The organism is Streptomyces sp. ISL-99, from assembly GCF_018614005.1.
GTDB classification, from domain to species: domain Bacteria; phylum Actinomycetota; class Actinomycetes; order Streptomycetales; family Streptomycetaceae; genus Streptomyces; species Streptomyces flavidovirens.
Window position 1 is genome coordinate 45,011 of sequence record NZ_JAGGPC010000036.1, and the last position, 25,612, is coordinate 70,622.

General features: G+C 70.5%; 22 protein-coding genes and 1 tRNA gene. 15 read left to right on the forward strand and 8 right to left on the reverse strand.

The window, feature by feature from the left end:
* Positions 1-167 precede the first annotated feature (167 nt).
* From J7E91_RS22545 to J7E91_RS22555, 3 genes are all read right to left on the reverse strand, one after another.
* Positions 168-1,346, reverse strand: a complete 1,179-nt coding sequence (locus J7E91_RS22545; protein ID WP_214907666.1) for a S8 family peptidase — start codon at positions 1,344-1,346, stop codon at positions 168-170.
* Positions 1,347-1,526: 180 nt separating this feature from the next.
* The gene (locus J7E91_RS22550; RefSeq protein WP_214907668.1) at positions 1,527-2,783 is read right to left on the reverse strand and encodes a pyridoxal-phosphate dependent enzyme; all 1,257 of its coding nucleotides are present in this window, start codon (positions 2,781-2,783) and stop codon (positions 1,527-1,529) included.
* Positions 2,780-3,202: a GNAT family N-acetyltransferase gene (locus J7E91_RS22555; protein WP_214907670.1), complete on the reverse strand. Its 423-nt coding sequence runs from the start codon at positions 3,200-3,202 to the stop codon at positions 2,780-2,782. The genes J7E91_RS22550 and J7E91_RS22555 overlap by 4 nt, the downstream gene beginning before the upstream one ends.
* Before the next feature lie 129 nt (positions 3,203-3,331).
* On the opposite strand from J7E91_RS22555, the gene J7E91_RS22560 reads away from it, so the two are divergent.
* The 4 genes from J7E91_RS22560 to J7E91_RS22575 all read left to right on the forward strand — a co-directional run bounded on the left by J7E91_RS22560 (position 3,332) and on the right by J7E91_RS22575 (position 8,935).
* The gene (locus J7E91_RS22560) at positions 3,332-6,040 is read left to right on the forward strand and encodes an alpha/beta fold hydrolase (RefSeq protein WP_214907672.1); all 2,709 of its coding nucleotides are present in this window, start codon (positions 3,332-3,334) and stop codon (positions 6,038-6,040) included.
* Positions 6,037-6,942: an ABC transporter permease gene (locus tag J7E91_RS22565; RefSeq protein WP_214907674.1), complete on the forward strand. Its 906-nt coding sequence runs from the start codon at positions 6,037-6,039 to the stop codon at positions 6,940-6,942. The genes J7E91_RS22560 and J7E91_RS22565 overlap by 4 nt, the downstream gene beginning before the upstream one ends.
* 24 nt (positions 6,943-6,966) lie before the next feature.
* A complete protein-coding gene (locus J7E91_RS22570; protein ID WP_214907676.1) occupies positions 6,967-7,434 on the forward strand; it encodes a DUF1772 domain-containing protein in 468 nt (155 codons plus the stop codon).
* 121 nt (positions 7,435-7,555) lie between these two features.
* Entirely contained in the window at positions 7,556-8,935 is a 1,380-nt protein-coding gene (locus tag J7E91_RS22575; protein ID WP_214907678.1) for an FG-GAP-like repeat-containing protein, read from the forward strand.
* Between the two features lie 195 nt (positions 8,936-9,130).
* Here J7E91_RS22575 and J7E91_RS22580 read toward each other — a convergent pair whose 3' ends face one another.
* The 3 genes from J7E91_RS22580 to J7E91_RS22590 form a co-directional block, all read right to left on the reverse strand.
* On the reverse strand, positions 9,131-9,403 hold the full coding sequence (locus J7E91_RS22580) for a hypothetical protein (protein ID WP_214907680.1): 273 nt from the start codon (positions 9,401-9,403) through the stop codon (positions 9,131-9,133).
* Between the two features lie 348 nt (positions 9,404-9,751).
* Complete coding sequence (locus tag J7E91_RS22585) at positions 9,752-10,024, reverse strand: hypothetical protein (RefSeq protein WP_214907682.1); 273 nt, start codon at positions 10,022-10,024, stop codon at positions 9,752-9,754.
* A 245-nt stretch (positions 10,025-10,269) separates the two neighbouring features.
* Positions 10,270-10,578, reverse strand: coding sequence for a hypothetical protein (locus J7E91_RS22590; protein WP_214907685.1), 309 nt, complete (start codon positions 10,576-10,578; stop codon positions 10,270-10,272).
* Between the two features lie 606 nt (positions 10,579-11,184).
* Here J7E91_RS22590 and J7E91_RS22595 point away from each other — a divergent pair.
* The 4 genes from J7E91_RS22595 (at position 11,185) to J7E91_RS22610 (ending at position 14,807) form a co-directional block, all read left to right on the forward strand.
* Positions 11,185-11,577 (forward strand): hypothetical protein, encoded by a 393-nt coding sequence (locus tag J7E91_RS22595; RefSeq protein ID WP_214907687.1) that lies wholly within the window; start codon positions 11,185-11,187, stop codon positions 11,575-11,577.
* A 113-nt stretch (positions 11,578-11,690) separates the two neighbouring features.
* Positions 11,691-13,067 carry an IS1380 family transposase gene (locus J7E91_RS22600; protein ID WP_214907689.1) on the forward strand — a complete coding sequence of 459 codons (1,377 nt, stop codon included), beginning with the start codon at positions 11,691-11,693 and terminating at the stop codon, positions 13,065-13,067.
* A 617-nt stretch (positions 13,068-13,684) separates the two neighbouring features.
* On the forward strand, positions 13,685-14,035 hold the full coding sequence (locus tag J7E91_RS22605) for a hypothetical protein (protein ID WP_308376913.1): 351 nt from the start codon (positions 13,685-13,687) through the stop codon (positions 14,033-14,035).
* A gap of 226 nt (positions 14,036-14,261) precedes the next feature.
* Positions 14,262-14,807: a hypothetical protein gene (locus J7E91_RS22610; RefSeq protein WP_251016097.1), complete on the forward strand. Its 546-nt coding sequence runs from the start codon at positions 14,262-14,264 to the stop codon at positions 14,805-14,807.
* A 145-nt stretch (positions 14,808-14,952) separates the two neighbouring features.
* Here J7E91_RS22610 and J7E91_RS22615 read toward each other — a convergent pair.
* A tRNA-Arg gene (locus tag J7E91_RS22615) sits at positions 14,953-15,025 on the reverse strand.
* A 319-nt stretch (positions 15,026-15,344) separates the two neighbouring features.
* Between J7E91_RS22615 and J7E91_RS22620 the strand changes: the two genes are divergently transcribed.
* From J7E91_RS22620 to J7E91_RS22650, 7 genes are all read left to right on the forward strand, one after another.
* The gene (locus J7E91_RS22620; protein ID WP_214907692.1) at positions 15,345-16,955 is read left to right on the forward strand and encodes a dynamin family protein; all 1,611 of its coding nucleotides are present in this window, start codon (positions 15,345-15,347) and stop codon (positions 16,953-16,955) included.
* 8 nt (positions 16,956-16,963) lie between these two features.
* Entirely contained in the window at positions 16,964-18,841 is a 1,878-nt protein-coding gene (locus tag J7E91_RS22625; protein ID WP_214907694.1) for a YfjP family GTPase, read from the forward strand.
* A gap of 109 nt (positions 18,842-18,950) precedes the next feature.
* Positions 18,951-19,412, forward strand: coding sequence for a single-stranded DNA-binding protein (locus J7E91_RS22630; RefSeq protein ID WP_214907696.1), 462 nt, complete (start codon positions 18,951-18,953; stop codon positions 19,410-19,412).
* Positions 19,413-19,605: 193 nt separating this feature from the next.
* Positions 19,606-21,039 (forward strand): Cys-Gln thioester bond-forming surface protein, encoded by a 1,434-nt coding sequence (locus J7E91_RS22635; RefSeq protein ID WP_251016098.1) that lies wholly within the window; start codon positions 19,606-19,608, stop codon positions 21,037-21,039.
* 150 nt (positions 21,040-21,189) lie between these two features.
* The gene (gene ettA / locus J7E91_RS22640; protein WP_214907700.1) at positions 21,190-22,854 is read left to right on the forward strand and encodes an energy-dependent translational throttle protein EttA; all 1,665 of its coding nucleotides are present in this window, start codon (positions 21,190-21,192) and stop codon (positions 22,852-22,854) included.
* A 6-nt stretch (positions 22,855-22,860) separates the two neighbouring features.
* Positions 22,861-23,337: a thioesterase family protein gene (locus tag J7E91_RS22645; RefSeq protein WP_214907703.1), complete on the forward strand. Its 477-nt coding sequence runs from the start codon at positions 22,861-22,863 to the stop codon at positions 23,335-23,337.
* Complete coding sequence (locus J7E91_RS22650; RefSeq protein WP_214907705.1) at positions 23,334-24,050, forward strand: hypothetical protein; 717 nt, start codon at positions 23,334-23,336, stop codon at positions 24,048-24,050. The genes J7E91_RS22645 and J7E91_RS22650 overlap by 4 nt, the downstream gene beginning before the upstream one ends.
* Positions 24,051-24,237: 187 nt before the next feature.
* Here the strand turns inward: J7E91_RS22650 and J7E91_RS22655 are convergent, their stop codons facing one another.
* The gene (locus tag J7E91_RS22655) at positions 24,238-25,116 is read right to left on the reverse strand and encodes an ABC transporter ATP-binding protein (protein ID WP_374224763.1); all 879 of its coding nucleotides are present in this window, start codon (positions 25,114-25,116) and stop codon (positions 24,238-24,240) included.
* Between the last annotated feature and the right edge of the window lie 496 nt (positions 25,117-25,612).

A 25,612-nucleotide genomic window follows, 5' to 3' on the forward strand; every position in this document is an offset into this window, starting at 1 on the left:
AATCCCCATATGGTTCGGGCCGCCCGCGACCGACCGCAAACCCCCCGGTCACGGGCATGACAGATTGCGCGTGAGGGTAACCCGGGCAGGCGCGACGCCCGCAACCGGGTGATCTTCCCGCCGGGCACGGCGACGCCTGGCCGCGCCCGGGGAAGTGGATCACGCGGCTAGAAGAGGGAGTACAGGAGCCTGTTGGGAGAGCCCGTGCGCGGGTCCTGGACCTTGTTGGGGGTGGCGTTGTTGACCAGGGCGTCGCGGACCTGGGCCGGGGTCGCCGTCGGGTTGGCGGAGACGTAGAGCGCGGCTACGCCTGCGGTGTGGGGCGCGGCCATCGACGTACCGGAGATGGTGTTCGTGGCCGTGTCGTTGTCCTTCCAGGCCGAGGTGACGTTCACACCCGGCGCGAAGAGGTCCAGGCACGTGCCGTAGTTGGAGAAGGACGCGCGGCGGTCGCTGCTGTCGGTCGCGCCGACGGTGATGGCCTCGGGGACGCGGGCGGGGGAGTAGTTGCACGCGTTGGCGGGCCAGCCGAGGATGTTGCCGTTTCCGGCCGCGACGGCGTAGCTGACGCCCGAGGCGATGGACTTCTTCACCGCGTCGTCGAGGGAGGTGTTCGCGCCGCCGCCCAGGCTCATGTTGGCCACGGCCGGCTTCTTCGCGTTCGCCGTGACCCAGTCGACGCCGGCGATGACGCCCGCGGTCGTACCGGAGCCCGCGCAGTCCAGGACACGCACCGCGACCAGCTTGACGGCCTTCGCGACGCCGTACGTCTTGCCGCCGACCGTGCCCGCCACGTGCGTGCCGTGGCCCTGGCAGTCCTGGCCGTTCTGGCCGCCGCCCACGGTGTCCGTGCCGACCGTGGCGCGGCCGCCGAACTCGCTGTGGGAGGTGCGGATTCCGGTGTCGATGATGTACGCCGAGACGTTCGACGCGGTGGTGTTGTAGGTGTACGTCGTGGAGAGCGGGAGGGCGCGCTGGTCCACGCGGTCGATGCCCCAGGTGGCGTTCGTCTGCGTCTCGTTGAGCCGGACCCGGGAGTCCTGTTCGACGTACGCGACCTTCGGGTCCGAGGCGAGCTTTGCGGCCCGCGCCTTGGACATCGTGGCGGAGAAGCCCTTGAGAGCGCTGCGGTAGACGTGCTTCGGCGTGACGCCCAGGTCGGCGGCGCGCGTCGTGCCGTCCTTCAGGACGACGATCCAGCTGTTTTCGACCGCCGTTGAGGCCGGGGCCAGGCGGAGGTCTCCGGTGGGCGCGCTCTGTGCTGTGGGAGGGCCTGCGAGCTGGAGACCGGCTGCGAGGGCTATGACGGGTATCAGGGCCCCTGCGCGGCGGAAAGTGGGTCTCATGTGTGGTGCACCTGACCTTTCGTTGACCGGATCGCGGGCAATTGCGGGGGTGCGGGTGGCGCGTGGCGCGTGGTGATGCGTCATGAGGCGTCGTGATGCGTCGTGGTGCATCGTGGTGCGGATGTGCAGCACAGGGTCTCGTGCTGCACACAAGGGCACAAGGTCGTGTTACCGGCGGAATCAAGCCAAAGAGATGCCTGCGGCCCGGAGGCGTCCGGCCACCGTCGCCCAGTCGGACGGAGAGACTGGTTCGAGGGGATTCGTGCCTACGTCCATGTCCTTGAAGCCACTGGAGGTCGACACGCAGACCAGTGCCCCTTCGCCGGACGGCGGCGCCAGTCGGCGCAGACCCGCCAGGGACGCCGCCGACGAAACCTCCGCCCACAGCCCGCCCGACGCCAGTTCCGCCCGCGCCGCAGCCATCTCCGCGTCGCTCACCCGCAGAGCCCGGCCGCCGCTCTCCCGCACCGCGACCACGCCCCGGTAGCCGCCCACCGGGCAGTCGATCGCGTACGCCGAAGTGGGTCCCACCGGCACCGTGGCGGCCGGGACGCCACGGTCCAGCGCCGCCGCGAGCGGGGCGCCGGCCGCCGGCTCACAGGCGTACATCCGGGGCGTACGGGAGGCGAGTCCCAGGCGGACCAGCTCCGCGAAGCCCTTCCACACACCGAAGAGCAGCTCGCCGTACCCCGTCGGAACGAACACGGCCGCCAGGACGCCGAGTTCGCTGTAGATCTCGTACGCGACGGTCTTGTAACCCTCCGGGCCGAAGGCGTGGCCGGTGTGCGCGGCGGTGGTGAGGTTGCTGACCGGGTGGAAGCCGAGGCGGTCGACGACCTGCCGCATCAAGGACCACCGTTCGTGCTCGGGTACGGGCAGCACGACCGCGCCGTACGCGTCCAAGAACGACTGGACGGCCGGCGGGGCGCCCGCCGACGCAAGCACCACACACCGCAGGCCGGCGCGCGCCGCGTACGCCGCCGCCGACGCGCCGTGATTGCCGGAGGAGGCCACCACGATGCCCTGCGCGCCCGACCCCACCGCCGCGCTGACCGTACAGCGGTTCAGCCGGTCCTTGTGGCTCCAGGAGGGGTTGCGGGACTCGTCCTTGATCCAGACGCCGTCGGTGAGTTCGACGAGCGGGGTGCGGCCCTCGCCGAGGCCAGGAGCGTGGAGGGGCGGCAGAAGTGGGGCCCAGCGGTCGATGCCGCCCTTGTCCCGCGTGGGTTGGAAGAGGGTGCCCGGCACGTCGTCGTACGCGTAGTCCACCTCGACGGGGTACGCCATGGATGGGGTGCTGGTGGCCGGGCAGCCGGCGGTGAGTACCGGCCAGAGCGGGTAGCGGACCTCGGGGTCGCCGAGCGAGCGCTGACCGGTCGCCAGCGAAGGGGAAGGGGAAGGGGAAGGTGCGGCGTCCGCGCTCGCGCTCGCACTCACCGGAACGTCCAGGTCAGCATGGCGAAATCACCGTCGTCCTTGGCCCGCGCCGAGCGGTACGTCGCCAGCGCCGCGTCGTTGTCGCGCTCCACGCCCACCCACATGCCGTAACAGCCGCGCTCCTTCGCGGCCTCCGCCAGCGCCTGCGTCAGGGCGCGGCCGATGCCGCGCCGCCGGTACGGCTCGTCGACGGACAGTTCGTACAGGCACATCTCGGTGCCCTTGTCCGGGTGGCTCATCTCGATGCCCGAGACCATTCCGACGGGCTCGCCTTCGACATACGCGATGAGCATCAGATGGCCGGGGGCGGCCAGGAAACGCTCGGCCCATTCCGGGCGGGCCGGGCCGTCGTAGAGGTGCTCGGCGGCGGTCAGCTGGGCCACTGTCGTCGCGCGGCGGACGACCGGTCGGGTGTCCATGGGGCTCCCTTCGCTACTCGCACTACTCCCACTGCGGTACGGGGCGGGGGCACCGTACTCCTTGAGTACTCCAGAGACTTCCATCCGGGGGGAGCTTCGGTTGTCATACCCGGGACCTAGGGTTCAGTTATGAAGCTACGCATTCCCCGCAGCCGGGCGCTCGCCGGTGCGGCCGCCGCGTTCGCCGTCCTTGCCGGGGGCGGTACGTGGACGGCCGTCGCCTCGGGCAGCGACGCGCCCGCCGTGCACCGCGAGGAACGGATCATGAACATGGACGGGGTGAGAATCGACACCTCGTTCTTCACGGCGGACGGCGCGGACGGCGCAGACAGCGCGGACGGCGCGGCCGGGAAACGGCCCGCCGTCCTCCTCGGGCACGGCTTCGGCGGCAGCAAGCGCGACGTACAGGCGCAGGCCGAGCAGCTTGCCCGCGACGGGTACGCCGTGCTGACCTGGTCCGCGCGCGGCTTCGGGAAGTCGACGGGAAAGATCGGGCTGAATGACCCGGACGGCGAGGTCAAGGACGTATCGCGGCTGATCGACTGGCTCGCCGAGCGCCCCGAGGTGCGGCTCGACGCGGACGGCGATCCGCGCGTCGGCGTCAGCGGCTCGTCGTACGGCGGCGCCATCTCGCTCCTCGCCGCGGGCCACGACAAGCGCGTAGACGCCGTCGCCCCGCAGATCACCTACTGGAATCTGGCCGACGCGCTCTTCCCCGACGGGGTCTTCAAAAAGCTCTGGGCCGGAATGTTCATCAACGCGGGTGGCGGCTGCGAGAAGTTCGAGAAGCGGCTGTGCGAGATGTACGAACGGGTCGCCGTCGCCGGAAAGCCGGACGCCGCCGCCCGTGATCTGCTGACGGCGCACAGCCCGTCCGCCGTGGGTGACCGCATCAAGGTGCCCGCGCTCATCGCGCAGGGACAGAACGACTCGCTCTTCCCGCTCGACCACGCCGACGCCATGGCGAAGGCGATCGACGGCAACGGCGCGCCCGTCGCCGTCGACTGGATCGCGGGCGGGCACGACGGCGGGCACCGTGAGTCGGCCCGCGTGGAGGGCCGGATCACCAGCTGGTTCGACCGCTACCTGAAGGGCGAAAAGGGCACGGACACCGGGCCCGCCTTCCGCGTCACCCGTACCGGAGGTGTCGACTCCACGGACGGCGCGGCCCGGCTGAGGGGCGCGACGAGTGACCGTTACCCGGGCCTGGAGGCCGGGCAGCGGCAGCTCAAGCTCGCGGCAGGCAAGCCCGAGCAGCACTTCACCAACCCGGCCGGGGCGAACCCGCCCGCCATCTCCGCCGTACCGGGGGTCGGGGCGCTGTCCCGGCTCTCCGGACTCGGCGTCGGGCTCTCCCTCGACTTCCCCGGCCAGAGCGCGCGCTTCGAAACCGCGAAGCTCGCCTCCGACCTGCGCGTCACCGGCTCGCCGACCGTGAAGGTCAAGGTGAAATCGGACCGCGACGACGCCGTCCTGTTCGGCAAGGTGTACGACGTGAGCGCGGACGGGCGCCAACAGGTGCTGCCCTCCCAGCTCGTCTCGCCGGTCCGCGTCAGCGGCGCCGGCGCGAAGGACGGCGCCACCGTCGAACTGCGACTCCCGGCGATCGACCACGAGGTGAGGGCCGGGCACCGGCTGCGCGTCGTCCTCGCGGCCACCGATCTCGGGTACGCGTCCCCGGCCGACCCGGCGGCGTACACCGTCTCCCTCGAAGGGGACGGGGCGCTCACCGTGCCCATCGCGACCGGTGTGAAGACCCAGGCCGCCCCGCTGCCCTGGTGGGTCTGGGGGCTGCCGGCGATCGGCGCGGCCGTCGCGGTGGCGCTGCTGCTGACCGCCCGGCGGCGGACAGTGGCGCCCGCGCCCGACCCGGTGCTCGCCGAGGTCCCGCTCCAGATCACCGACCTGACGAAGAAGTACGCCAAGTCCGCCGACCGGTACGCCGTACGGGACCTGTCGTTCCGCGTCGAGAGGGGCCAGGTCCTCGGGCTCCTCGGGCCGAACGGCGCCGGCAAGACCACCACCCTGCGCATGCTCATGGGTCTCATCACGCCCGACAGCGGCGAGATCCGGGTCTTCGGGCACGCCATCAGGCCGGGCTCGCCGGTCCTGTCGCGCGTGGGATCGTTCGTCGAGGGTGCGGGCTTCCTGCCGCACCTGACCGGACGTGCCAACCTCGATCTGTACTGGCAGGCCACCGGCCGGCCCGCCGAGGACTCGCGCATGGCGGAGGCCCTGGAGATCGCGGGGCTCGGCGACCCTTCCCCAAGCTCTCGGCTTCGCTCGAGCAGGGGAGACCCCATTGACCGCCCCGTACGGACGTACTCGCAGGGCATGCGGCAGCGACTCGCCATCGCCCAGGCCATGCTCGGCATGCCGGACCTGCTCATCCTCGACGAGCCGACGAACGGCCTCGACCCGCCCCAGATCCGCGAGATGCGGGACGTGATGATCCGGTACGCGGCGGCGGGACGCACCGTCATCGTCTCCAGCCACCTCCTCTCGGAGGTCGAGCAGTCCTGCACGCACCTCGTTGTCATGGACCGGGGGCAGCTGATGCAGGCCGGACCCGTCGCGGAGATCACCGGCGGCACGGACACGCTGCTCGTGACGACGGAGGGCGAGGTGAGCGAGGTGCTGGCCGAGAAGGTGGGCGCGCTGCCGGGCATCGGGTCCGCCGTACGCACTGACGAAGGCCTGCTCGTACGGCTGGACGGGGCATCGCCCAGCGCACTCATCGGCGAACTGGTCCGCCTGGACGTTCCGTTGACGGGTGTCGGGCCGAACCGTCGCCTGGAGGACGCGTTCCTCACCCTGATCGGAGGCTCCTCCGCATGAGTACCCATGTCACCGCACCGGCCACCGCACCGGCCACTGAGCCGGGCATTGAACCGGCCATCGAATCGGCCCCCGGCTACCGGGCCGGCCACACCCTGCCGCTGCGCGTCGAGGCGATGCGGCAGTGGCGCAGGCGGCGCACCATGGTCATGGCCGTGGTGCTCGGCGCGCTGCCGCTCATCCTGATCGCGGCGTTCGCGATCGGCGGCACTCCCGGCCGCGAAGGCGGCCGGGTGACGCTGATGGACACCGCCACCGCGTCCGGTGCCAACTTCGCGGCGACATGCCTGTTCGTGTCCGCGGGCTTCCTGCTGGTGGTGCCGGTGGCGCTGTTCTGCGGCGACACGGTGGCCTCGGAGGCCAACTGGTCCTCGCTGCGGTACCTGCTGGCGGCGCCGGTGCCACGCGCCCGCCTGCTGTGGAGCAAGCTCGCGGTGGCGCTGGCCTTCAGCCTCGCGGCGATGGTGCTGCTGCCGGCCGTGGCACTGGTGACCGGTTCGATCGCGTACGGCTGGGGCCCGCTGGAGCTGCCGACGGGCGGTTCGCTGCCGGCCGGCGACGCCATACCGCGCCTCGCGCTGGTCGTGGCCTTCATCTTCGTGTCCCAACTGGTCACCGCCGCACTCGCCTTCTGGCTGTCGACGAAGACCGACGCCCCGCTGGGCGCGGTCGGCGGCGCGGTCGGCCTGACGATCGTCGGCAACGTGCTGGACGCGGTGACGGCACTCGGCTCCTGGCGCGACTTCCTTCCCGCGCACTGGCAGTTCGCGTGGGCGGACGCGCTTCAGCCGCAGCTGGAGTGGGGCGGAATGCTCAAGGGCGCGGCGGTGTCGGTGACGTACGCACTGGTGCTCTTCGCGCTCGCGTTCCGGGGATTCAGCCGCAAGGACATCGTTTCCTGATCCCGCTCGGCCATGATGTGGGCCATGGCCACTCTCCTGATCGCCCTCGCCGTTGTCGCCACAGGGCTGTACGCCGGCTTCATGCTGATCTTCCTCACCGGCATCATGCCCGCCCTGGGGCGGCTGACGGACGAGCAGTTCGTGGCGGCGATGCGGCGTATCAACGAGGACGTACCGCGCGGGGTGTTCGTGTCGGTCATGCTCGCCTCGGTGGTCTTCCCGGCCGCCGCGCTGGCAGTTCCCGGCGACGACCGGTCGGCGGCGCAGTGGGTCCTGCTGGCAGCCGGCCTGGGGCTCGTAACCCTCAACCACCTGGTCACGATCGCCGGGAACATCCCCCTCAACAACGCCCTCGCCGCCTCCGAGCGGACCGGCAGCGCCGACCGTGAGGTCCGGAAGGCATTCGAGGCCCGGTGGAACCGCCTGCATCTCGTACGCACGCTGCTGGTTACGGCGGGCTTCGCCCTGGTGGTCGGCGCGTCGCTGGCATAAGGCTGCGGCTTCCCGCGAACGGCCTTACGAGAACGGCCAGTTGCGAGGAAGCCAACCGCAGGGCAACTACGGGCAACCAAGGGCAACCATTCGCCGTGCCCGAGTGTCTGGTGAGACATGTATGGAGCTGTCTGCGACCGCACGAGGGGACGACTTCAACGGCGACGGGTACGCGGATGTGGCGACAGCGGCGCCCTCGGCGACCGTCAACGGCCGCGCAAAGGCGGGCTACGTCGCGGTGATGTACGGCTCCGCGACCGGCCTGAGGCCGGCGTCCGAGCAGGTCTTCAGCCAGGCCACCGCCGGCATACCCGGAGTCGCCGAGGAGGGTGACGCCTTCGGCGCCGCGGTCACCACCGAGGACCTCGACCGCGACGGATACGCCGACCTGATCGTCGGCGCCACCGGCGAGGACGTCGGCACGGTCGAGGACGCGGGCATCCTGTCCGTCGTCTGGGGCGGCGCCAAGGGCCTGGCGGGCGGCGCGGTGCTGGCCGAGGGCAAGACGCTCCGAGAGCAGGTCGGAGAACTGGTCAAGGCAGGCGACTTCAACGCCGACGGCAACCCGGACGTCGCGACCATCACGGAGTCCCGCGAAATCCGCCTCCTGTCCGGACCGTTCGGCCGCGACGGCGCCGCCCGCGCCACGTCCCAGACCCCGGACACGGCGGGCGGCACCCGCTTCCTCGACACTTCGGTGGCGGATGCGAACGGCGACGGTACCGACGACCTCGTGGCCGCGGTGAACAGCAGCGAGGAGTGGGACTCCCGGTCCGTCTTCTACTGGCGGGGTACGCCGGACGGCTTCGCGCCGGCCGCCCCGGTCGTCGGCACGAACGGCTACAGCATCGAGGGCGGCGAGCACATCGCGGCGGGTGACGTGAACAAGGACGGTTACGCCGACCTGGTGGTCGGCCGCTCCGTCGACGGCTACGACAGCGGCGTGGACATCCCGATGGCCAAGGGCGGCATGATTACGTACGTCCCCGGCAGCGCGACCGGCCCGCAGGGCACCAAGGCGAAGATTTGCAACCAGGACAGCCCCGGCATCCCGGGCGCCGCCGAGGACGACGATGCCTTCGGCAGCTCGGTGTCGATCAACGACGTGAACGGCGACGGCTACGGCGACATCGCGATCGGCGTCTTCGGCGAGGCACTGGGCACGCTGAAACGCGCGGGATCGGTCACCGTCCTGCGCGGCTCGGCCACCGGCCCGACCGGCACCGGCGCCCAGGGCTTCAACCAGGACACGCCGGGAGTGACCGGCGTGGCCGAGACGGACGACTTCTTCGGCCTCGCGGTGAAGCTGGTGGACACCAACCGCGACGCCCGCGCCGAACTCGTCGTGGGCGCCCCGCGCGAGAACGCCGGTGCCGGCTCCGTCTGGGTCCTCCCCGGCACCACGGCGGGCATCACCGCCACCGGCTCCTTCACCTTCGGCGCCGCCACGCTCGGCACCGTGGCCTCCGCAGCAGCCCTCGGCTCCTCGTTCAATCGGTGACCCCCACGGGATAAGGCGGTGCCCCGCCGCGGCCGGTGCGCGGTGGGGCACCGCTGTTACCGGGGCACCTGTCGGGCCGGCCGGAAAGCGGACAATGAAAAGGGCCCCGATTCCCGTGACGAATTCACGAGATCGGGGCCCCCTCAGGGAAAGCCTCGGAAACTTCGGCGCTGGCGGCTCAGCGCTCCAGGAGGCTTAGAAGACGCCGCCGAGGAGGGCAAGCGCCGGGGCCTCGGAGTTGTCGACGATGGCGGACTTCTTCATGTCGTGGCACTGGTTGACGCGGGCCTCGTCGAGCACCTCGAGGACGGTGAGGACGTCGATGTCCTGGATGGTCGGGCAGATGTCGTCGATGATCTGGATGTTCTGCGAGGACGACTGCTCGTCGCTGGCCATCGCCGGGGAGGCGGCGAAGCCGGTGGCGGCAAGCGTGAGCAGGGAGCCGGCGAGCACCTTCTTGGCGTTCATGCGATTAGCCTTTCACGAGGAGGGGGGGAAGTTCCGGCACCGTGAGGCGCCGATGCAATACCTAACGTCGTAATCGCGAGAGAGTTTCGGTTGCGACGCGGGAATTCACCATTCGCCCCTTCTCCGCTTATCTCATGGATATGTGAATCGCCTCAGACGCGGCGAAGTTGCCGTCGGTATGCCCAGGGTGTCGGAACGGCGGAAGGTGTGGGACCAGTCGTACAGAAGTGCTACGGCTCAACGCCCCGATCGCATCGCAAAGAAAACCCCGGGTCTCGTGGAAGTTGTCCACGAGACCCGGGGTCTCTCCGGGGCGAACCCGGCGCTAAGCGCTGTGGCTCGGCGCCTTTAGCTTACGGCGCCGAGGAGGGCCAGCGCCGGGGCGTCGGAGTTGTCGACGATGGCGGACTTCTTCATGTCGTGGCACTGGTTGACGCGGGCCTCGTCGAGCAGCTCGACAACGGTGAGGACGTCGATGTCCTGGATGGTCGGGCAGATGTCGTCGATGATCTGGATGTTCTGCGAGAACGACTGCTCGTCGCTGGCCATCGCCGGGGAGGCGGCGAAGCCGGTGGCGGCAAGCGTGAGCAGGGAGCCGGCGAGCACCTTCTTGGCGTTCATGCGATTAGCCTTTCACAAGGAGGGGGAAGTTCCGGCGCCGTCAGGCGCCGATGCAATACCTAACGCCCTAATCACGGGGGAGTTGCGGTTTACGTGCAAATTCCCTCTCCCGCCGCGTCTCGCTCATCTCGCGAGACGCGAACCGAGACATGAAGAACGCCGGGCCTCGTGGAAGGCGTCCACGAGGCCCGGCGTCTCTCCCGGTGAACAGGGAGGAGGTGCTGCTATTCAGGTGATTGAGCGCCTTAGCGGACGGCGCCGAGGACGGCCGCCGCCGGGGCGTCGGAGTTGTCGACGATGGCGGACTTCTTCATGTCGTGGCACTGGTTGACGCGGGCCTCGTCGAGCACCTCGAGGATGGTGATGACGTCGATGTCCTGGATGGTCGGGCAGACATCGTCGATGATCTGGATGTTCTGCGAGAACGACGGGCCCTTGCCCTTCCCGTGCCCACCCTGATTGTTCGGGTCCTCGTAGGCCATCGCCGGGGAGGCGGCGAAGCCGGTGGCGGCAAGCGTGAGCAGGGAGCCGGCGAGCACCTTCTTGGCGTTCATGCGATTAGCCTTTCATGAAAAGGAGGAAGTCCGGCGCCGTTCAGGCGCCGGTGAATAGCTAACGCATTGCTTGTGGACGGGTCGCGGCGGGAGGGGGGGATTCACTCCCTTGCCGGATTATTAACACCCGTTGAGGGGTATGCGGTGGCGTGAATAGGAATTTCGTAAGATGCTCCCGACCCGCGTTTCGGTGGGACGCGTGCGGGATGATCTTGTCGCCCCGGGGTGGCAGGTGACCCGGGGTGGCCGATGTGCTGCGCTCAGGTCATGCGCCCGCGAGCCGGTGGCCCGGGGGGCCTCGTACGGGCGTGGCAGCCGCGGTGATCGCGATGCGGGGCCAAGGGATGGACCCTCCGTAAATGATCTTACGGAGGGTGGATCGCGCCTCTGGCCTGCGAAGAGCGCCCCCGGCAGGACTCGAACCTGCGGCCAAGCGCTTAGCCTCGGGCTTTCATGACGGTTGTCTGCCTGGCTTGTCGCAAGTCCCTGTCATTGCCCGTGAGCTGGGAAGTTCTGCCTCTGCCCAGGTGCCAGTTGGAGTGCCGGTGTGTGCACCTGTGGGGTGACTATTCCCGCGCCGGGTGCAGCAGCTGGCAGGCTGTTTCCATGGACATGGAGGCGCTCAGCTCGGATGACTACGAGTCGGTGCATCGGGCAAGCCGGCGGTTGGCGGCGCGGTACGGGATGGTGACGCTCAACGCCATGATGGAGGCGTGGGAGGCGTTGGTACAGGACATCGAGGAGGGGTTCGACGCCGAAGTTGTCTGGGAGTACACGCAGATGCTTCGCTGCCGTGCCTGGCTGGCAGAGGCATGGCCTGAGTTCACCGACAGGATTCGGGCCGAGCGGCAGGCAGAACTCGACGCGTTGGACGCCCGCTTCGAGCTGGCTACCGTGCCGCTGCACGGCCAGTCGGGCGATGCAAAGTGGTACTCCCGCCGGCCGCTGACGATCGTCGGCGACCCTCCGCTGGAACTACCCAGATCCTGGGTCCTGTGACACGTGCGAGCTCGTGTCCAACACTCGGTCAGATCGCCGGAGAGCGCGCCTGAGCTGGGAAGATAGGGCTTGTCTAGGGTCCTGTCCGTACCAGCGAAAGAGGCACTCTCCGGGTGGGCAATCGTATCGGGTCATACCCGCGCGTGCGGATATCGGGTGGCGGCAGCGGGATGGTCTCGCAGGCCGGCGGTGCCCTGCTGGTGGAGACGGCTCGCCGAACGGGCTTGACCGACGCGCTATCGCGGGCGCTCACACCGTGGCGCAAGCCCAGAGCAGTGCACGACCCCGGCAAGATTCTGCTGGATGTCGCGCTGGCCGTGGCGCTGGGCGGTGACTGCCTGGCCGACGTCGCGACGCTGCGGGCCGAGCCCGGCGTGTTCGGGCCGGTCGCGTCCGATCCGACCGTCTCGCGGCTAATCGACACTGTGGCCGCAGCCGGTCCCCGTGCGCTCGCGGCCGTCCGCCAGGCACGAGCCGATGTCCGCGAGCGCGTGTGGCAGCTGGCCGGGCAGACGGCCCCGGACGCGGACGGCCAGGTGATCGTGGACATCGACGGTGTGCTCGTCATCGCGCACTCCGACAAGGAAGCCGCAGCCGCGACCTGGAAGGAGACCTACGGCCATCACCCGCTCATGGCGTTCGTCGACCACGGCCCGGCCGGGGCCGGGGAGCCGGTGGCAGGCCTGCTGAGACCGGGGAATGCGGGCAGCAACACCGCCGCCGACCACATCGAGGCCGCCCGCCTGGCACTGGCCCAGCTGCCGAAGAAGTACCGATGCGGACGGCGCACGCTCGTCCGCACGGGCTCAGGCGGCGGCACCCACGCGTTCGTGAACTGGCTCTCTGCGCGCGGGCGGTGGCTGTCCTACTCGGTGGGAATGACCACCACCGACGCGATCCATCAGGCCGCGATGCTGGTGCCGGCTTCGGCCTGGACGCCGGCGGTCGAGCCCGGTGGCCAGGTCCGCGACGGCGCCTGGGTCGCCGAACTCGCCGGGGACGTCCTGGGCGGCTGGCCCAAGGGGATGCGGCTGATCGTCCGCAAGGAACGCCCCCACCCGGGCGCGCAGTTGCGCTTCACCAACGCGGACGGGATGCGGCTGACCTGCTTCGCCACCAACAGCACCGGCACCCCGATCGCCCAGTTGGAGCTGCGGCACCGCCGGCGGGCCCGGGCCGAGGACCGCATCCGCGCCGCCCGCGACACCGGCCTGCGCAACCTCCCCCTCCACGACGCCGCGCAGAACCGGGTCTGGCTGGAGATCGTCCTGCTCGCCCTCGACCTGCTGGCCTGGATGCCGATGCTCGCCCTGACCGGCGACGCACGCAGGTGGGAACCCAAACGCCTGCGACTGCGGCTGTTCTCCGCCGCCGCCCAGCTCGTCACCACTGGTCGCCGCCGTTACCTCCGCCTCGCCCGCCACTGGCCCTGGACCGACGTGATCACCGCCGCATTCGAGCGACTGCAAGCTCTGCCGAACCCCGGCTGACCAGTGGCAACGTCCCATCCCACCGACCAGTCCCACCTCATCCGGAGCCGTGGAACCCGGCGCCCACCCGACGCGACAGCCGGGCCGCCAGCCTGCCTACCACCAGCCCACCCGACCGAAACGGCCCGTCGGATGAACCGACGGACCGTCACGAAAGATCGAGGTTAGAAGGTGTGTGGACCTAAGCGATGTGCTCACCTGCGTGTTCGCAGGTCGCCCACGAACGAAAATCGTCAAGGCGCTTGCTGTCGATTCCGGGACGCTTTGGCCAGTGTCGTCCCCCGTGGGTGCCAATGGCGACTGTGAGCACCGCTGGCGGCCACATGAGGGAGAGTCTGTGACGGCCAAGGGGGTGTTCCGGGGTGCCTGATCGAGGGGCGTCGCGGGTAGCTGGAGCTACGGTCGGAGCACGAGTTTTGCCGTGGGTGTGCTGTCGTTCCAGCTTGCGGAACTCGTCCGCACCTGCTCCAGCGGGTAGGTGCTGGCGATCGGCACCTCCAGCTCCCCGCGATGGGCGGGCCGGGCCAGCCAGCTCGCCGAGCGCGACCGCGCACGCCGCCGAGCCTTCTTCGGGTCGTCGCATCTACCGAAGGCGCGTGCCGTCGGCCGGAGTCAGGGTGATCGACAGCGGTGGCGCCGGAATCCCCTACACCGTGAGGTATTTAGGTACTATGGCGGCGGAGGTGTTGACGATGACGACGGCGGCGAAGTCGGTGCGCCAGTCCCCGCTGAAGGTGGACCCGGCGACGGACAAATTGATCAGCCAGGGCGCTCATTTCCTGGGGCTGACGAAGAAGGACCTGGTGGCCGAGGCGGTCCGGGTGTATCTGGAGCAGCGCCGTGAGGATCTGCGGTCCGGGATGGTGGAGGCGCTCAGTGTGCTGGATGGGTCGTTGAAATCGGATGTGATGCCGCTGACCGGGCTGACCGCGGAGGAGATCGACGCGGTCGGGGGAATCGAGGAATGAGCGGATCCGGCCCGCTGCGCCCGGCACGCCCGACGCTGCGCTGCCTGCGCGAGGATCTGAGCCTCGCGGTGCCGCCGGTCACGGCGCCGCTGGACGAGATCGACCACCCGGTCCTGGCCAAGGCGTCCGAGCAGTTCGCGGACGAGGACGGCAAGCACGAACGCATTCGGTCCGTGGACGACCAGGTGCTGTTCAAGGTCAAGGTGCAGCGGTGGCGCGGCGCGGTATGGCTGGACCCGACCTGTCGTGGCTGGTCGCGGCGGGTCGGCGCGAGGACGGCTCGGGCGGTGACTTCTATGCAGCCCTGGAGGCCGACGGCCGCGCCGCCCGGGCTCGCTGCAACGCGGAACATTCCGACGGGCTGAAGACCGCGACGCACACCGCTCACCTCCTGCCCGCACGCGAGGACCACGTCCGGTACCGCGCCGAGGCCGGTGTCCACTTCGTGCGCCGCCTGCGGGCGACTCTGCTGGACCTGGCGCACGCCACGCTGCGCGACGGCCGTGAGCACACACGCGAGTTCGACACCTTCACCCTCGGCCTCCAGGTGCGTGCGGACCACGGCCACGAGACCTACCTCGCCGTCCGGATCACCGGCTCCGTACCGCCGAACCTGACCGTGCTGATCCTGCGCAATGTCCCCGGCTGCGAGGCTGAGGGCTGGTATCCGGAGTACGCCCTGCCCGAGCGGGACCTGCTCCCGGCCGAACAGGCGTGGTCCAATCTCATGGACCCACGTGCGGCTGCCCAGGTGCTGGACGAGGAGCGGTAGCCAGGCATCTGTCAGCTCGAACTGCAACCCCGATGTCGGGGTATGTATCCACGATCGTGGACAGTCAAGGCGCTTGCCCTCACAGCGATGTGCATCCGGACATGAAAGAGCCTGACCCGCGTTTTCGCTGGTCAGGCTGTGAGTGCGCCCCCGGCAGGACTCGAACCTGCGGCCAAGCGCTTAGAAGGCGCCTGCTCTATCCACTGAGCTACGGGGGCCGGATCATGGCCTCGGTGGCCTGGAGCCCCGGGCTGTGAGAGTCCTGGGCCTTGCCGGGGACAAGGATAGGGCTCCGAGGGCCTTGGGCCGGTTGCTTCACCTGCGTGGCACGATGTGGAGGTTCGGTGAAGCGAACCTGATAATCGCAGGCGAGTGCGAATCGCGCATCGCTTTTGGCGTCTCGCGCCCCGGGTGTTGTGCACTCGTTATGCCTGCGCCCCACTCGTACTGTCTGTCCCTCACCGCCAATCGGCGCGCAGAGGTGCCTTTAAGCTTCTAAAAGGCTTCAAAATTGGGCATTCTTCGCATGTGGTGACCTTGGACGCACGGCCTCAGCTGATCGACGCACTCTCCGCCCTGCGCGACCGTGTCGCCGCCGTGCGCCTCCCGCTCCCCCTACCGGGGGCTCCACGCGCCCGGCAGACCCGGGTCGAGTTGCTGGCGCAGCTCGACGACTATCTGCTGCCCCGGCTGAAACAGCCCGAAGCGCCGCTGCTCGCCGTCATCGGCGGGTCGACCGGAGCCGGCAAGTCCACCCTCGTCAACTCCCTGGTCGGCCGGAGGGTGAGCGAGGCCGGTGTACTGCGGCCCACCACGCGGACGCCCGTGCTCGTGTGCCACCCGGACGATCACCACTGGTTCGCGAACCTCCGCGTACTGCCGCAGCTCACCCGCGTATGGCTGCCACGGCAGGACGGGGAGGAAGAGGGTGCGGAAGTGCCGCTGGAGGCGGGCAAGGGCGCCGACGGCGGCGACACGCTGCGGGTCGAGACCGTCGGGACGCTGCCGCGCGGGCTCGCGCTCCTCGACGCTCCCGACATCGACTCGCTCGTCACCGGGAACCGTGTGCTCGCCGCCGAGCTCCTCTGCGCCGCCGACGTCTGGGTGATGGTCACGACCGCTTCCCGGTACGCCGACGCCGTGCCGTGGCACCTGCTGCGTACCGCGAAGGAGTACGACGCCACCCTCGTCACCGTCCTCGACCGGGTGCCCCACCAGGTGATCGGCGAGGTGTCGCAGCAGTACGCCGCGCTGCTCACCAAGGCCGGGCTCGGCGACGTACCCCGGTTCACCATCCCCGAGCTGCCCGAATCCGCGGGGGGCGGAACCGGACTCCTGCCCTCCACCGCCGTCGAGCCGCTGCGGGCCTGGCTGGCGCACCGGGTGCACGACCCGGCGGCCCGCCAGCAGACCGTCGCCCGTACCGCGACCGGCGTCATCGAGTCGCTCAACGCCCGGATGCCCGAGCTCGCCGGGGCCGTCGCCGCGCAGTACGCCGCCTCCGTACGGCTGAGCGCGGACGTCGAGGAGGCGTACGAGAGGGAGGGCACGCGGGTACGCCGCAGGCTCCGGCGCGGCGCGGTCCTGTCCGGGGACGCGCTCACGCGCTGGCGCGGCTATCCGCTGGACAGTTCGGCGGGTGAGCTTCTCGACTCGCTAGTCGCGAGCCTGACCGCGCTGCTGCAGTGCGCCGTCGCCGCCGCCGACGAACGCGTCCACGAGGCATGGCGGCGGGAGCCCGCCGCGGGCGCGGTGGCGTTCGGCATCCCCGACCGGGAGGCGGGCGAGCGGATCGCGATGGCGGCGCGGCGCTGGCGCCGGGTGCTCGAAGAGCTCGCCGAGGAGGAGGTACGGGACCTTGAGCGGCCGCCCGCGCCCGACGCCGAGACCGTCGCCGCCCTGCTCGCCGCCGTGTTGCTGGGCGGCCGCCGTGCGCGCACCGCCGGGGAACGGCTCGCCGAGCGGATCGGCGCCATCGCCGCGACCCGGCTGCGCGACAAGGGCGGGGAGCTGCTCACGACGTACATCGACCGCGTACTCAATGCCGAGAGGGACCGGCGGCTCGCGCCGCTCGACGCCCTCGAAGTGACCCCGGAGCCGCAGGCCGCGCTGATCGCCGCGCTCTCCGTGCTGCAGAAGGAGAAGTGACCGCAAACGTGACTGCTGTGACTGACGACACCGATGGTGTGGATGGTGTGGATGGGGAGCGGGCGGACGGTCCGGCTGAGGGGCGGTGGGACGACGGGCTGATCGCCCGGCGCGCCGCCGAGCGGGCCGCGGCGCGGGGCGAGCAGCAGGCCGTACGGGCATTGCGCCCCACGCGGCCGCTGCCCGACCGGCCGATGCCCGACCCACCGCCGTCCGACCGGCCCCAGGGATCCGACGACGACTACGACGACTACGACGGCCTGCTGCCCGGCGGCGCCTACGGCGGACGGCTGCGCGGACGCCTCGACGCGCTGCGTGAGCTGGTCGGCCTCTCCCGTACGCGCCTCGACGGAACCACCCTCGCCGAGGCCGGCCGCGTACTCGACGAGGCCGCCGCCCGCCAGCGGCTCTCCGCCCGCCACACCGTCGTCGCCGTCGCCGGCGCCACCGGCAGCGGCAAATCGACGCTCTTCAACGCACTCGCGGGCGTCCAGATCTCCGACACGGGGCTGCGCAGGCCGAGCACGTCCGCGCCGATCGCCTGCAGCTGGACGGACGGCGCCGCCGGGCTGCTGGACCGGCTCGGCATCCCCGGGCGGCTGCGCCGCAGGCCGGCGCCGCTCGGGTTTCGCGACGAGGCGCTGAACGGGCTCGTACTCGTCGACCTGCCCGACCACGACTCGGCCGCCACCGCCCACCGGGACCAGGTGGACCGGGTGCTCACGCTCGTCGACGCGGTGATCTGGGTCGTCGACCCCGAAAAGTACGCCGACGCCGTGCTGCACGAGCGCTATCTGCGGCCGCTCGCCGGGCACGCGGAGGTCACCTTCGTGGTGCTCAACCAGGTGGACCGGCTGCCGGGCGACGCCGCCGACCTGGTCCTCGACGATCTGCGCAGGCTGCTCGACGAGGACGGCATGGCGCTCGGCGAACACGGCGAACCGGGCGCCACGGTCCTGGCCCTCTCGGCGCTGACGGGGGAGGGCGTCGCGGAACTCCGGGAGATGCTCGGGCAGTTCGTGCAGGAGCGCGGAGCCGCCGCGCGTCGGCTGTCCGCCGACGTGGACGCCGCGGCGGCCCGGCTGCGCCCCGTCTACGTCGCCGACGGGAGGCGGCCGCCGGAGCTCGGCGAGCGGGCCCGGGCCGAGTTCACCGACCGGCTGGCGGAGGCGGTGGGCGCGGCGGCCGTGGGCCAGGCGGCGGAGCGGGAGTGGCGCAGGAACGCGGGGAAGTCGTGCGGGACGCCATGGCTGAGGCTGTGGCGCTGGTACGAGGCGCACCGCGCCCTGGGGGCCGGGATCGACCCGATTTCCGGGCAGACCCCGGCGGAGGGGGAGGAGGAGGAGATCACCGCCCGGCAGCGCGTGGAGCAGGCCGTGCGTACGGTCGCGGACGCTGCCGCCGCCGGGCTGCCCGCCCCCTGGGCGCAGGCGGTTCGCGAGTCCGCGGTGCGGGGCGCGGCCGGGCTGCCGGAGGAGCTGGACGTACTGGCGGTACGGGCCGGATTGCCCCGCGGTAGGCCGCCGAAGCCCGCGTGGTGGCCGGCGGCGGTGCTGACCCAGGCCTCGATGACGCTGCTTCAGATCTTCGGCGGGCTGTGGCTGGTGGGCCAGATCGTGGGCGTACTTCAGCCGCAGCTGCTGCCGCCCGTACTGGTGATGCTCGCCGGCATCGTCGGCGGCCCGCTGGTGGAGTGGGCGTGCTCGGTGGCGGCCAGGGGACCGGCGCGGCGGTACGGGCAGGACGCCGAGCGGCGGCTGCGGGAGGCGGCGGCCGGGTGCGGCCGGGCGCGCGTACTGGACCCGGTGTCGGCGGAGCTGATGCGGTACTGGGAGGTGCGGGAGCAGTACGTGGCGGTGACGGGCTTGTCCACAACCGGCCGGTAACCCACAGGCTCCGGCGGGCTCGCCGCGTCCGGTCCAGCATGGGACCAGTCAGCCGCGCAAGGGCGGTGGCGTGAGTGGCGAGAGTGGCGAGAGCGGAGGGGGAGCCGGGATGAGTGACACCTGGGTGACGCTGGTGGGCAATGCCGCGACAGGCGTGGACTACCGGGATTCGGCGGCGGGCGGTGTGGCGCGCTTCCGGTTCGCGGTGACGGCGCGGTACTGGGACCGCCAGAAGGAGAGCTGGGCGGACGGGCAGTCCAGCTTCTACACGGTGTGGGCGCGGCGGTCCCTGGCGACGAACCTGGCGGGCTCGGTATCCATCGGCGAACCACTCGTCGTACACGGACGGTTGCGAATTCGCGACGAGGAGAAGGACGGGCAGCGCAGATTCTCCGCGGACATCGACGCGCTGGCGGTCGGGCACGACATGACGCGCGGTACTTCGGCCTTCAGGCGGGTGGTGAAAGGGGACCCGGCCCTGGCGCGGCGTTCGGTGACGGAAGGGCACAACTCGGCTGATTCGTACGGTGATTTATCGACAGCGCCGGCTGCGAGAGACGATGAGCGATAACGATTCCGATTCGGAATGGCTATCTGACGGTATGACAGAGGGCTGTCGTTCCGCGCGTCTCTAGGATCTCTGTCTGGATACTCACGGGGCACTTGAGTCTGCCGGCGAGGCACTCCCCCCACAGTCGCACCACGCGAAAGGGCCTCGCCCGAAGGGGAATTCTGTGTTTTCTGCGCTCTCTGCGTTCTCTTCGTTGTCTGTACGTCGGCGGGGCTCCACCCGTCTCGCCGCCGCGGCCGTGGCTTCGGGGCTCCTCGCCGCAGGGGCGCTGGCGGCCGCCGGGCCCGCCGCCGCGGAGGAGACGCCGCAGCACCAGGGCGGCGCTGTGGCCACGCTCGACGGGCTGAAGACTTACGACAAGGCCGTCCTCCACACGGACGGCGGTGACCAGCAGATCCCCGCAGGCCTGTTCGAGATGACCGTCGACGGCGGCGGCACCCTCAAGACGTACTGCATCGACGTCCACCGCCCGACGCAGGAGCAGGCGAAGTACCTGGAGACCTCCTGGGACGAGACGTCGCTCGGTGCGAACCGTGACGCCGGCAAGATCCGCTGGATCCTGGACCACTCGTACCCGCAGGTCGACGACCTGAGCGCGCTGGCCGAGCGGGCCGGGGTCGACTCGCTCACCGAGCAGACGGCGGCGGCGGGCACACAGGTCGCGATCTGGCGGTACTCCGACCACGTCAAGGTCGACGCGCTCGACCCGAAGGCGGAGAAGCTCGCCGACTTCCTGGAGAAGAACGCGCGCGGCGCCGCCGAGCCCAGGGCGTCCCTGACCCTGGAGCCGAACGCGGTGTCCGGCAAGGCCGGCGAGAAGCTCGGTCCCGTCACCGTCCGCACCGACGCGGGCCACGTCACCGTGGTCCCGCCCGCCGATGCCGCCGCCAGCGGCGTCAAGGTCGTCGGCAAGGACGGCAAGCCCGTCACGGCCGCCACCAACGGCAGCGAGCTGTACTTCGACGTACCCACCGACGCGGCCGACGACGGCTCGTCCTCGCTGACCGTGCAGGCCACCACGCCGGTACCGGTCGGCCGCGCCTTCGCCGGCGTCACCCAGAGCCAGACCCAGATCCTGGCCGGCTCCAGCGAGTCCACCGTCTCCGCCGCAGCCACCGCCACGTGGGCGAAGAAGGGCGCCATCCCGGCGCTCTCCGCCAGGAAGAACTGCGCAAAGGGCGGCGTGGACATCACCGCCGTCAACAAGGGCGACGAGCCGTTCAGCTTCGAGCTCATGGACTTCAAGCACACCGTCGCGGCCGGTCAGTCCCGGACGGTCACCGTCCCGGTCCAGGAGGACCAGGCGTACGACTTCACGATCGAGGGCCCCGGCGGCCTGAAGAAGAACTTCAAGGGCGTCCTCGACTGCAAGACGTCGGGCGCCACCGCCGCGGGCGCCGGCTCGGCCGCAGGTGCCGGGACCGGCACCATGGACCAGCCCCAGAACCAGCCCAGCCCCGCCACGGCCGGTAACGCCCCCACCGCCGGCGACGGCCTCGACCTCGCCGAGACCGGCAGCTCCAACGCCACTCCCATGATCCTCGGCATCGCGGTCGTCTTCCTCGTCCTCGGCATCGCCGCGGTCTTCTTCGTCCGCAAGAAGGACTCCGCCCCCGGCGAAGAGTGAGAACACGCGACGCTCGGTGAGTGAGCCATCACCGCGGCCCCGGCACGCCCTGGCGCACCGGGGCCGTTGCCATACCCGTTTCCGTCCCGGGGTGGACGTCAGGCAAGATGGGGTGTATCTGCCCACACATCGATTGCCGGACGGTTTCTCTTGGCTGAGTTCATCTACACCATGCGCAAGACGCGCAAGGCGCACGGCGACAAGGTGATTCTTGATGACGTCACCCTGAACTTCCTGCCCGGCGCGAAGATCGGTGTGGTCGGCCCGAACGGTGCCGGTAAGTCCACCGTTCTGAAGATCATGGCGGGCCTTGAGCAGCCGTCCAACGGTGAGGCGTACCTCTCGCCCGGCTTCAGCGTCGGCATCCTCATGCAGGAGCCGAAGCTCGACGAGTCCAAGACCGTTCTGGAGAACGTCCAGGACGGAGCGGCCGAGATCATGGTCAAGCTCAAGCGCTTCAACGAGGTCGCCGAGCTCATGGCGACCGACTACTCCGACGCGCTGCTGGACGAGATGGGCAAGCTCCAGGAGGACCTGGACCACGCCAACGCCTGGGACCTCGACGCCCAGCTGGAGCAGGCCATGGACGCGCTGGGCTGCCCGCCCGGCGACTGGCCCGTCACGAACCTCTCCGGTGGCGAGAAGCGCCGTGTCGCGCTCTGCAAGCTGCTGATCGAGGCGCCCGACCTGCTGCTCCTCGACGAGCCCACCAACCACCTCGACGCCGAGTCGGTGAACTGGCTGGAGCAGCACCTCTCGAAGTACGCGGGTTGTGTCATCGCCGTCACCCACGACCGGTACTTCCTGAACAACGTCGCCGAGTGGATCCTCGAGCTCGACCGCGGCCGCGCGATCGCCTACGAGGGCAACTACTCGACGTACCTGGAGAAGAAGCAGGCCCGCCTCAAGGTCGAGGGCCGCAAGGACGAGAAGCGTCAGAAGCGGCTCAAGGAAGAGCTGGAGTGGGTCCGCTCCAACGCCAAGGGCCGCCAGACCAAGTCGAAGGCGCGTCTCGCCCGGTACGAGGAGATGGCCGCCGAGGCGGACAAGATGCGGAAGCTGGACTTCGAGGAGATCCAGATCCCGCCGGGCCCGCGTCTGGGCTCGATCGTCGTCGAGGTCGAGAAGCTGTCGAAGGCCTTCGGGGACAAGGTCCTGATCGACGACCTGTCCTTCACGCTGCCGCGTAACGGCATCGTGGGCATCATCGGCCCGAACGGTGCCGGTAAGACCACGCTGTTCAAGATGATCCAGGGTCTGGAGACCCCGGACTCCGGCTCGATCCGTGTCGGCGAGACCGTCAAGATCTCGTACGTCGACCAGAACCGCTCCAACATCGACCCGAAGAAGTCGCTCTGGGCGGTCGTGTCGGACGAGCTGGACTACATCAACGTGGGCCAGGTCGAGATGCCTTCGCGGGCGTACGTCTCCGCGTTCGGTTTCAAGGGGCCGGACCAGCAGAAGCCGGCCGGTGTCCTGTCCGGTGGTGAGCGCAACCGCCTCAACCTGGCGCTGACGCTCAAGGAGGGCGGCAACCTGCTGCTCCTCGACGAGCCGACGAACGACCTGGACGTCGAGACCCTGTCGTCGCTGGAGAACGCGCTGCTCGAGTTCCCGGGTGCGGCCGTGGTCATCTCCCACGACCGCTGGTTCCTGGACCGGGTCGCGACGCACATCCTCGCGTACGAGGGTGACTCGAAGTGGTACTGGTTCGAGGGCAACTTCGAGTCGTACGAGAAGAACAAGGTCGAGCGCCTCGGCGTGGACGCGACGCGGCCGCACCGTGCGACGTACAAGAAGCTGACGCGAGGCTGACTGATCTTGTCGCGTCACATCTACCGCTGCCCTCTGCGCTGGTCGGACATGGATGCCTTCGGGCACGTCAACAACGTCGTCTTCCTCCGGTATCTGGAGGAAGCGCGGATCGACTTCATGTTCCGGCTGGCGCCGGGGGACGGCTCGCCGTCGTTCGCCGGCGGGTCTGTCGTGGCCCGGCACGAGATCGACTACAAGCTGCCGCTGGTCCACCGGCACGAGCCGGTGACCATCGAGTCGTGGGTCACGAAGATCGGTGCGGCGTCGCTGACGATCGCGTACGAGGTGAAGGACACGGACGCCGACGGCTCCGAGCGCGTGTACGTCCGGGCCTCGACGGTCGTCGTGCCGTACGACCTCGAAGCGGCGCGGCCGCGGCGGATCTCGGCTGAGGAGAAGTCGTTCCTCCAGGAGTACCTGGACGACGGCGGCGCCGGCGATCGCGCCGGCCGGCAGGGGACGCGGGGGGCTGTCGCCGCATGACGGCGCTGAGCGGGCTGGTGCTTGCCGACGCGGGGGAGGCGGCGGATCTCGCCGCGTTCCTCGGGCGGCTGATCCATTACGACCGGGCCGCGGCGGTTCGTCTGCAGGTGGGCGATGGGGCGGTGGCCGTTTTCGGGCGGCCGCCGTCGTTCGACGTACTGGCTGTTCGGACCTCGCGGCTTGCGGGGGCGGGTTCCGGCGCGGGTGCGGGTGCCGGTGCCGATGCGGGTGATCTTGACGTCACCGTGTCTGCCGGGGAGCTTCTCGAAGGCATCGACGAGTCCACCGGGGCGGTTGCCGTGCCCGGTGCGGTTACGGGGCCGCCGTGGGCCGGGGTTCTGCCGCCGCGTGGCGGCTGGCGGCAGGTTCCGGGGCTGCCGGAGCCCGACGCGATGCGCGCGGCGGTCGCGGCCGCGGTCGCGGAATTCCGGGCGCGGGACGAGGCGTTGGCGCCGCAGGACCGGACGCGGGCGGCGCGGGACCGTATCGGGCGGGAGATCTGGTCACGCACGCTGGGTGAGACGGAGCTGCCGCTGCGGGCGGTGCATGCCGCGCAGTCGCTCGGCTTCCTGAGGCCCGCGCGCCGGGCCGACGCGGACCCGGCCGCGGTCGCGCTCCTGGCTGCGGGCGGCTGGCTCCGCCTGCGCACGCCGTACGGATCGATCGCGGTACGCCGGGCTGGGCTCGGGGTGCTTTCGGTGGCCCCGGTGTAGGTGGGGTCGGCGGGGCCCTGGAGCGGCTTGCCTTGCCTGGCCGGTGCGTACGCCGGACGGGTTGCCCGGGTGGGTTGTGCGCCGGTGCGTCCGGCGGACGGTTCCGTCCTCAAACGCCGGACGGGCTGGATTGGTGGGCTGGGGTGATGGGATGTCGGCAGGCCGGGGGTGAGGCGTGCCGTCGCGGTTAATCCCTGGTGTTGTCGGGCCAGATTCCTATGTGGTCCTGTTCCAGTTGCAGCATGACCCGGTGTTCCATACCCAGCGCCTGGGTGTATTCCGCGGGGAGCTGCAGGCGGCCCGCTCGGTCCAGCATCGCGTACTCCCTCGCCACCACCGACTCCTGGCCCGTCGTCGCGTCGACCTCCGTCCGGCGCAGTACCTCCGACGACGTGCGGCCGTCGCGGATGGCCACCGTGCGGCGGACCTCGCTCGCCACCTGCTGGTCGTGGGTGACGATCACGATCGTCGTGCCCAGCTCCTCGTTCGCCGTACGGAAAGCCTCGAAGATCTGTTCCGCGGTCGCCGAGTCGAGTTCGCCGGTCGGTTCGTCGGCCAGGAGGACCGAGGGGCTGTTGGCGAGCGCCACCGCGATCGCCGTGCGCTGCTGCTCGCCGCCGGACATCTGGTGCGGGCGGCGGTCGCGGCAGTGGGCGACCTCCAGCATCGTGAGGAGCGCGTCGGCGCGGGACGCGCGGTCGCGGCTGCGGCCACGGCCGCGCAGCTGCATCGGCAGCGCCACGTTCTGGGCCGCCGTCAGGTACGGGAGAAGGTTGCGTGCCGTCTGCTGCCAGACGAAGCCCACCACGTCCCGCCGGTACCGCAGCCGTTCCTTCGCGCCCATCGTCAGCAGGTCGCAGCCCGCCACCTTCGCCGCGCCCGCCACCGCCCCGCCGAACGCCGCCAGCAGCGCCTGCGGCAGCGATTCGAGGACGAGCAGGCGCCGGCCCTGCGCGCGGGTGAGGCCCATGGTGCGCAGCCGGGCGAGGAGCGCCCTGCGTTCGGGGACGGTCTGGAGCAGGGAGAGCAGTACGGCCAGTACGGCGTACCCGGCGCCCGCCGCCACGGCCGCCGTGTAGAGGCGACCGGCGCCCGCCTGGACCGGCGAGTCGGCGAGCGCGGCGCGCTCCTCGGAGCGGAACTTCACCTCGGCACCCTGCCCCGCGTCGCGCACCGCCGCCGATACGGCCGCCGTGTCCATGCCGTCGCCCGTGACCAGCAGGGTGTTCGGTACGGGACGGTCCAGGTCGGCGGCGTTGACGAGCAGGAAGCCTTCGTCGGGCAGCGCGGGTGTGATGGGGCGCTGGGCCGCCACGCGCACCTCGAAGTGCCCCGCCGAGGTGGTCAGTCGCGTCGTACCCGAGCCGAGGCGCCCGGCGACCGACGGGGACGCGATCGCCCGGACGGGGCCGGCCTGCGACGGACGATCGCCTGGTCGCTCAAGGATCTCGGCCGGGAAGGCGCCCAGGCCCGTGCGGCGCGCCAGCCGGGCGTACGACTCGGGCTCCACGGCCACCAAGGACACCGAGCCGTTGCGGTCGCGCAGGTCCAGGTCGTAGTCG

Excerpts from the sequence above, each read along its gene's own strand:
- J7E91_RS22545 (WP_214907666.1), bottom strand. The coding sequence starts at position 1,346 with ATGAGACCCACTTTCCGCCGCGCAGGGGCCCTGATACCCGTCATAGCC.
- J7E91_RS22555 (WP_214907670.1), bottom strand. The coding sequence starts at position 3,202 with ATGGACACCCGACCGGTCGTCCGCCGCGCGACGACAGTGGCCCAGCTG.
- J7E91_RS22560 (WP_214907672.1), top strand. The coding sequence starts at position 3,332 with ATGAAGCTACGCATTCCCCGCAGCCGGGCGCTCGCCGGTGCGGCCGCC.
- J7E91_RS22565 (WP_214907674.1), top strand. The coding sequence starts at position 6,037 with ATGAGTACCCATGTCACCGCACCGGCCACCGCACCGGCCACTGAGCCG.
- J7E91_RS22570 (WP_214907676.1), top strand. The coding sequence starts at position 6,967 with ATGGCCACTCTCCTGATCGCCCTCGCCGTTGTCGCCACAGGGCTGTAC.
- J7E91_RS22575 (WP_214907678.1), top strand. The coding sequence starts at position 7,556 with ATGGAGCTGTCTGCGACCGCACGAGGGGACGACTTCAACGGCGACGGG.
- J7E91_RS22580 (WP_214907680.1), bottom strand. The coding sequence starts at position 9,403 with ATGAACGCCAAGAAGGTGCTCGCCGGCTCCCTGCTCACGCTTGCCGCC.
- J7E91_RS22585 (WP_214907682.1), bottom strand. The coding sequence starts at position 10,024 with ATGAACGCCAAGAAGGTGCTCGCCGGCTCCCTGCTCACGCTTGCCGCC.
- J7E91_RS22590 (WP_214907685.1), bottom strand. The coding sequence starts at position 10,578 with ATGAACGCCAAGAAGGTGCTCGCCGGCTCCCTGCTCACGCTTGCCGCC.
- J7E91_RS22595 (WP_214907687.1), top strand. The coding sequence starts at position 11,185 with ATGGACATGGAGGCGCTCAGCTCGGATGACTACGAGTCGGTGCATCGG.
- J7E91_RS22610 (WP_251016097.1), top strand. The coding sequence starts at position 14,262 with ATGGCTGGACCCGACCTGTCGTGGCTGGTCGCGGCGGGTCGGCGCGAG.
- J7E91_RS22630 (WP_214907696.1), top strand. The coding sequence starts at position 18,951 with ATGAGTGACACCTGGGTGACGCTGGTGGGCAATGCCGCGACAGGCGTG.
- J7E91_RS22650 (WP_214907705.1), top strand. The coding sequence starts at position 23,334 with ATGACGGCGCTGAGCGGGCTGGTGCTTGCCGACGCGGGGGAGGCGGCG.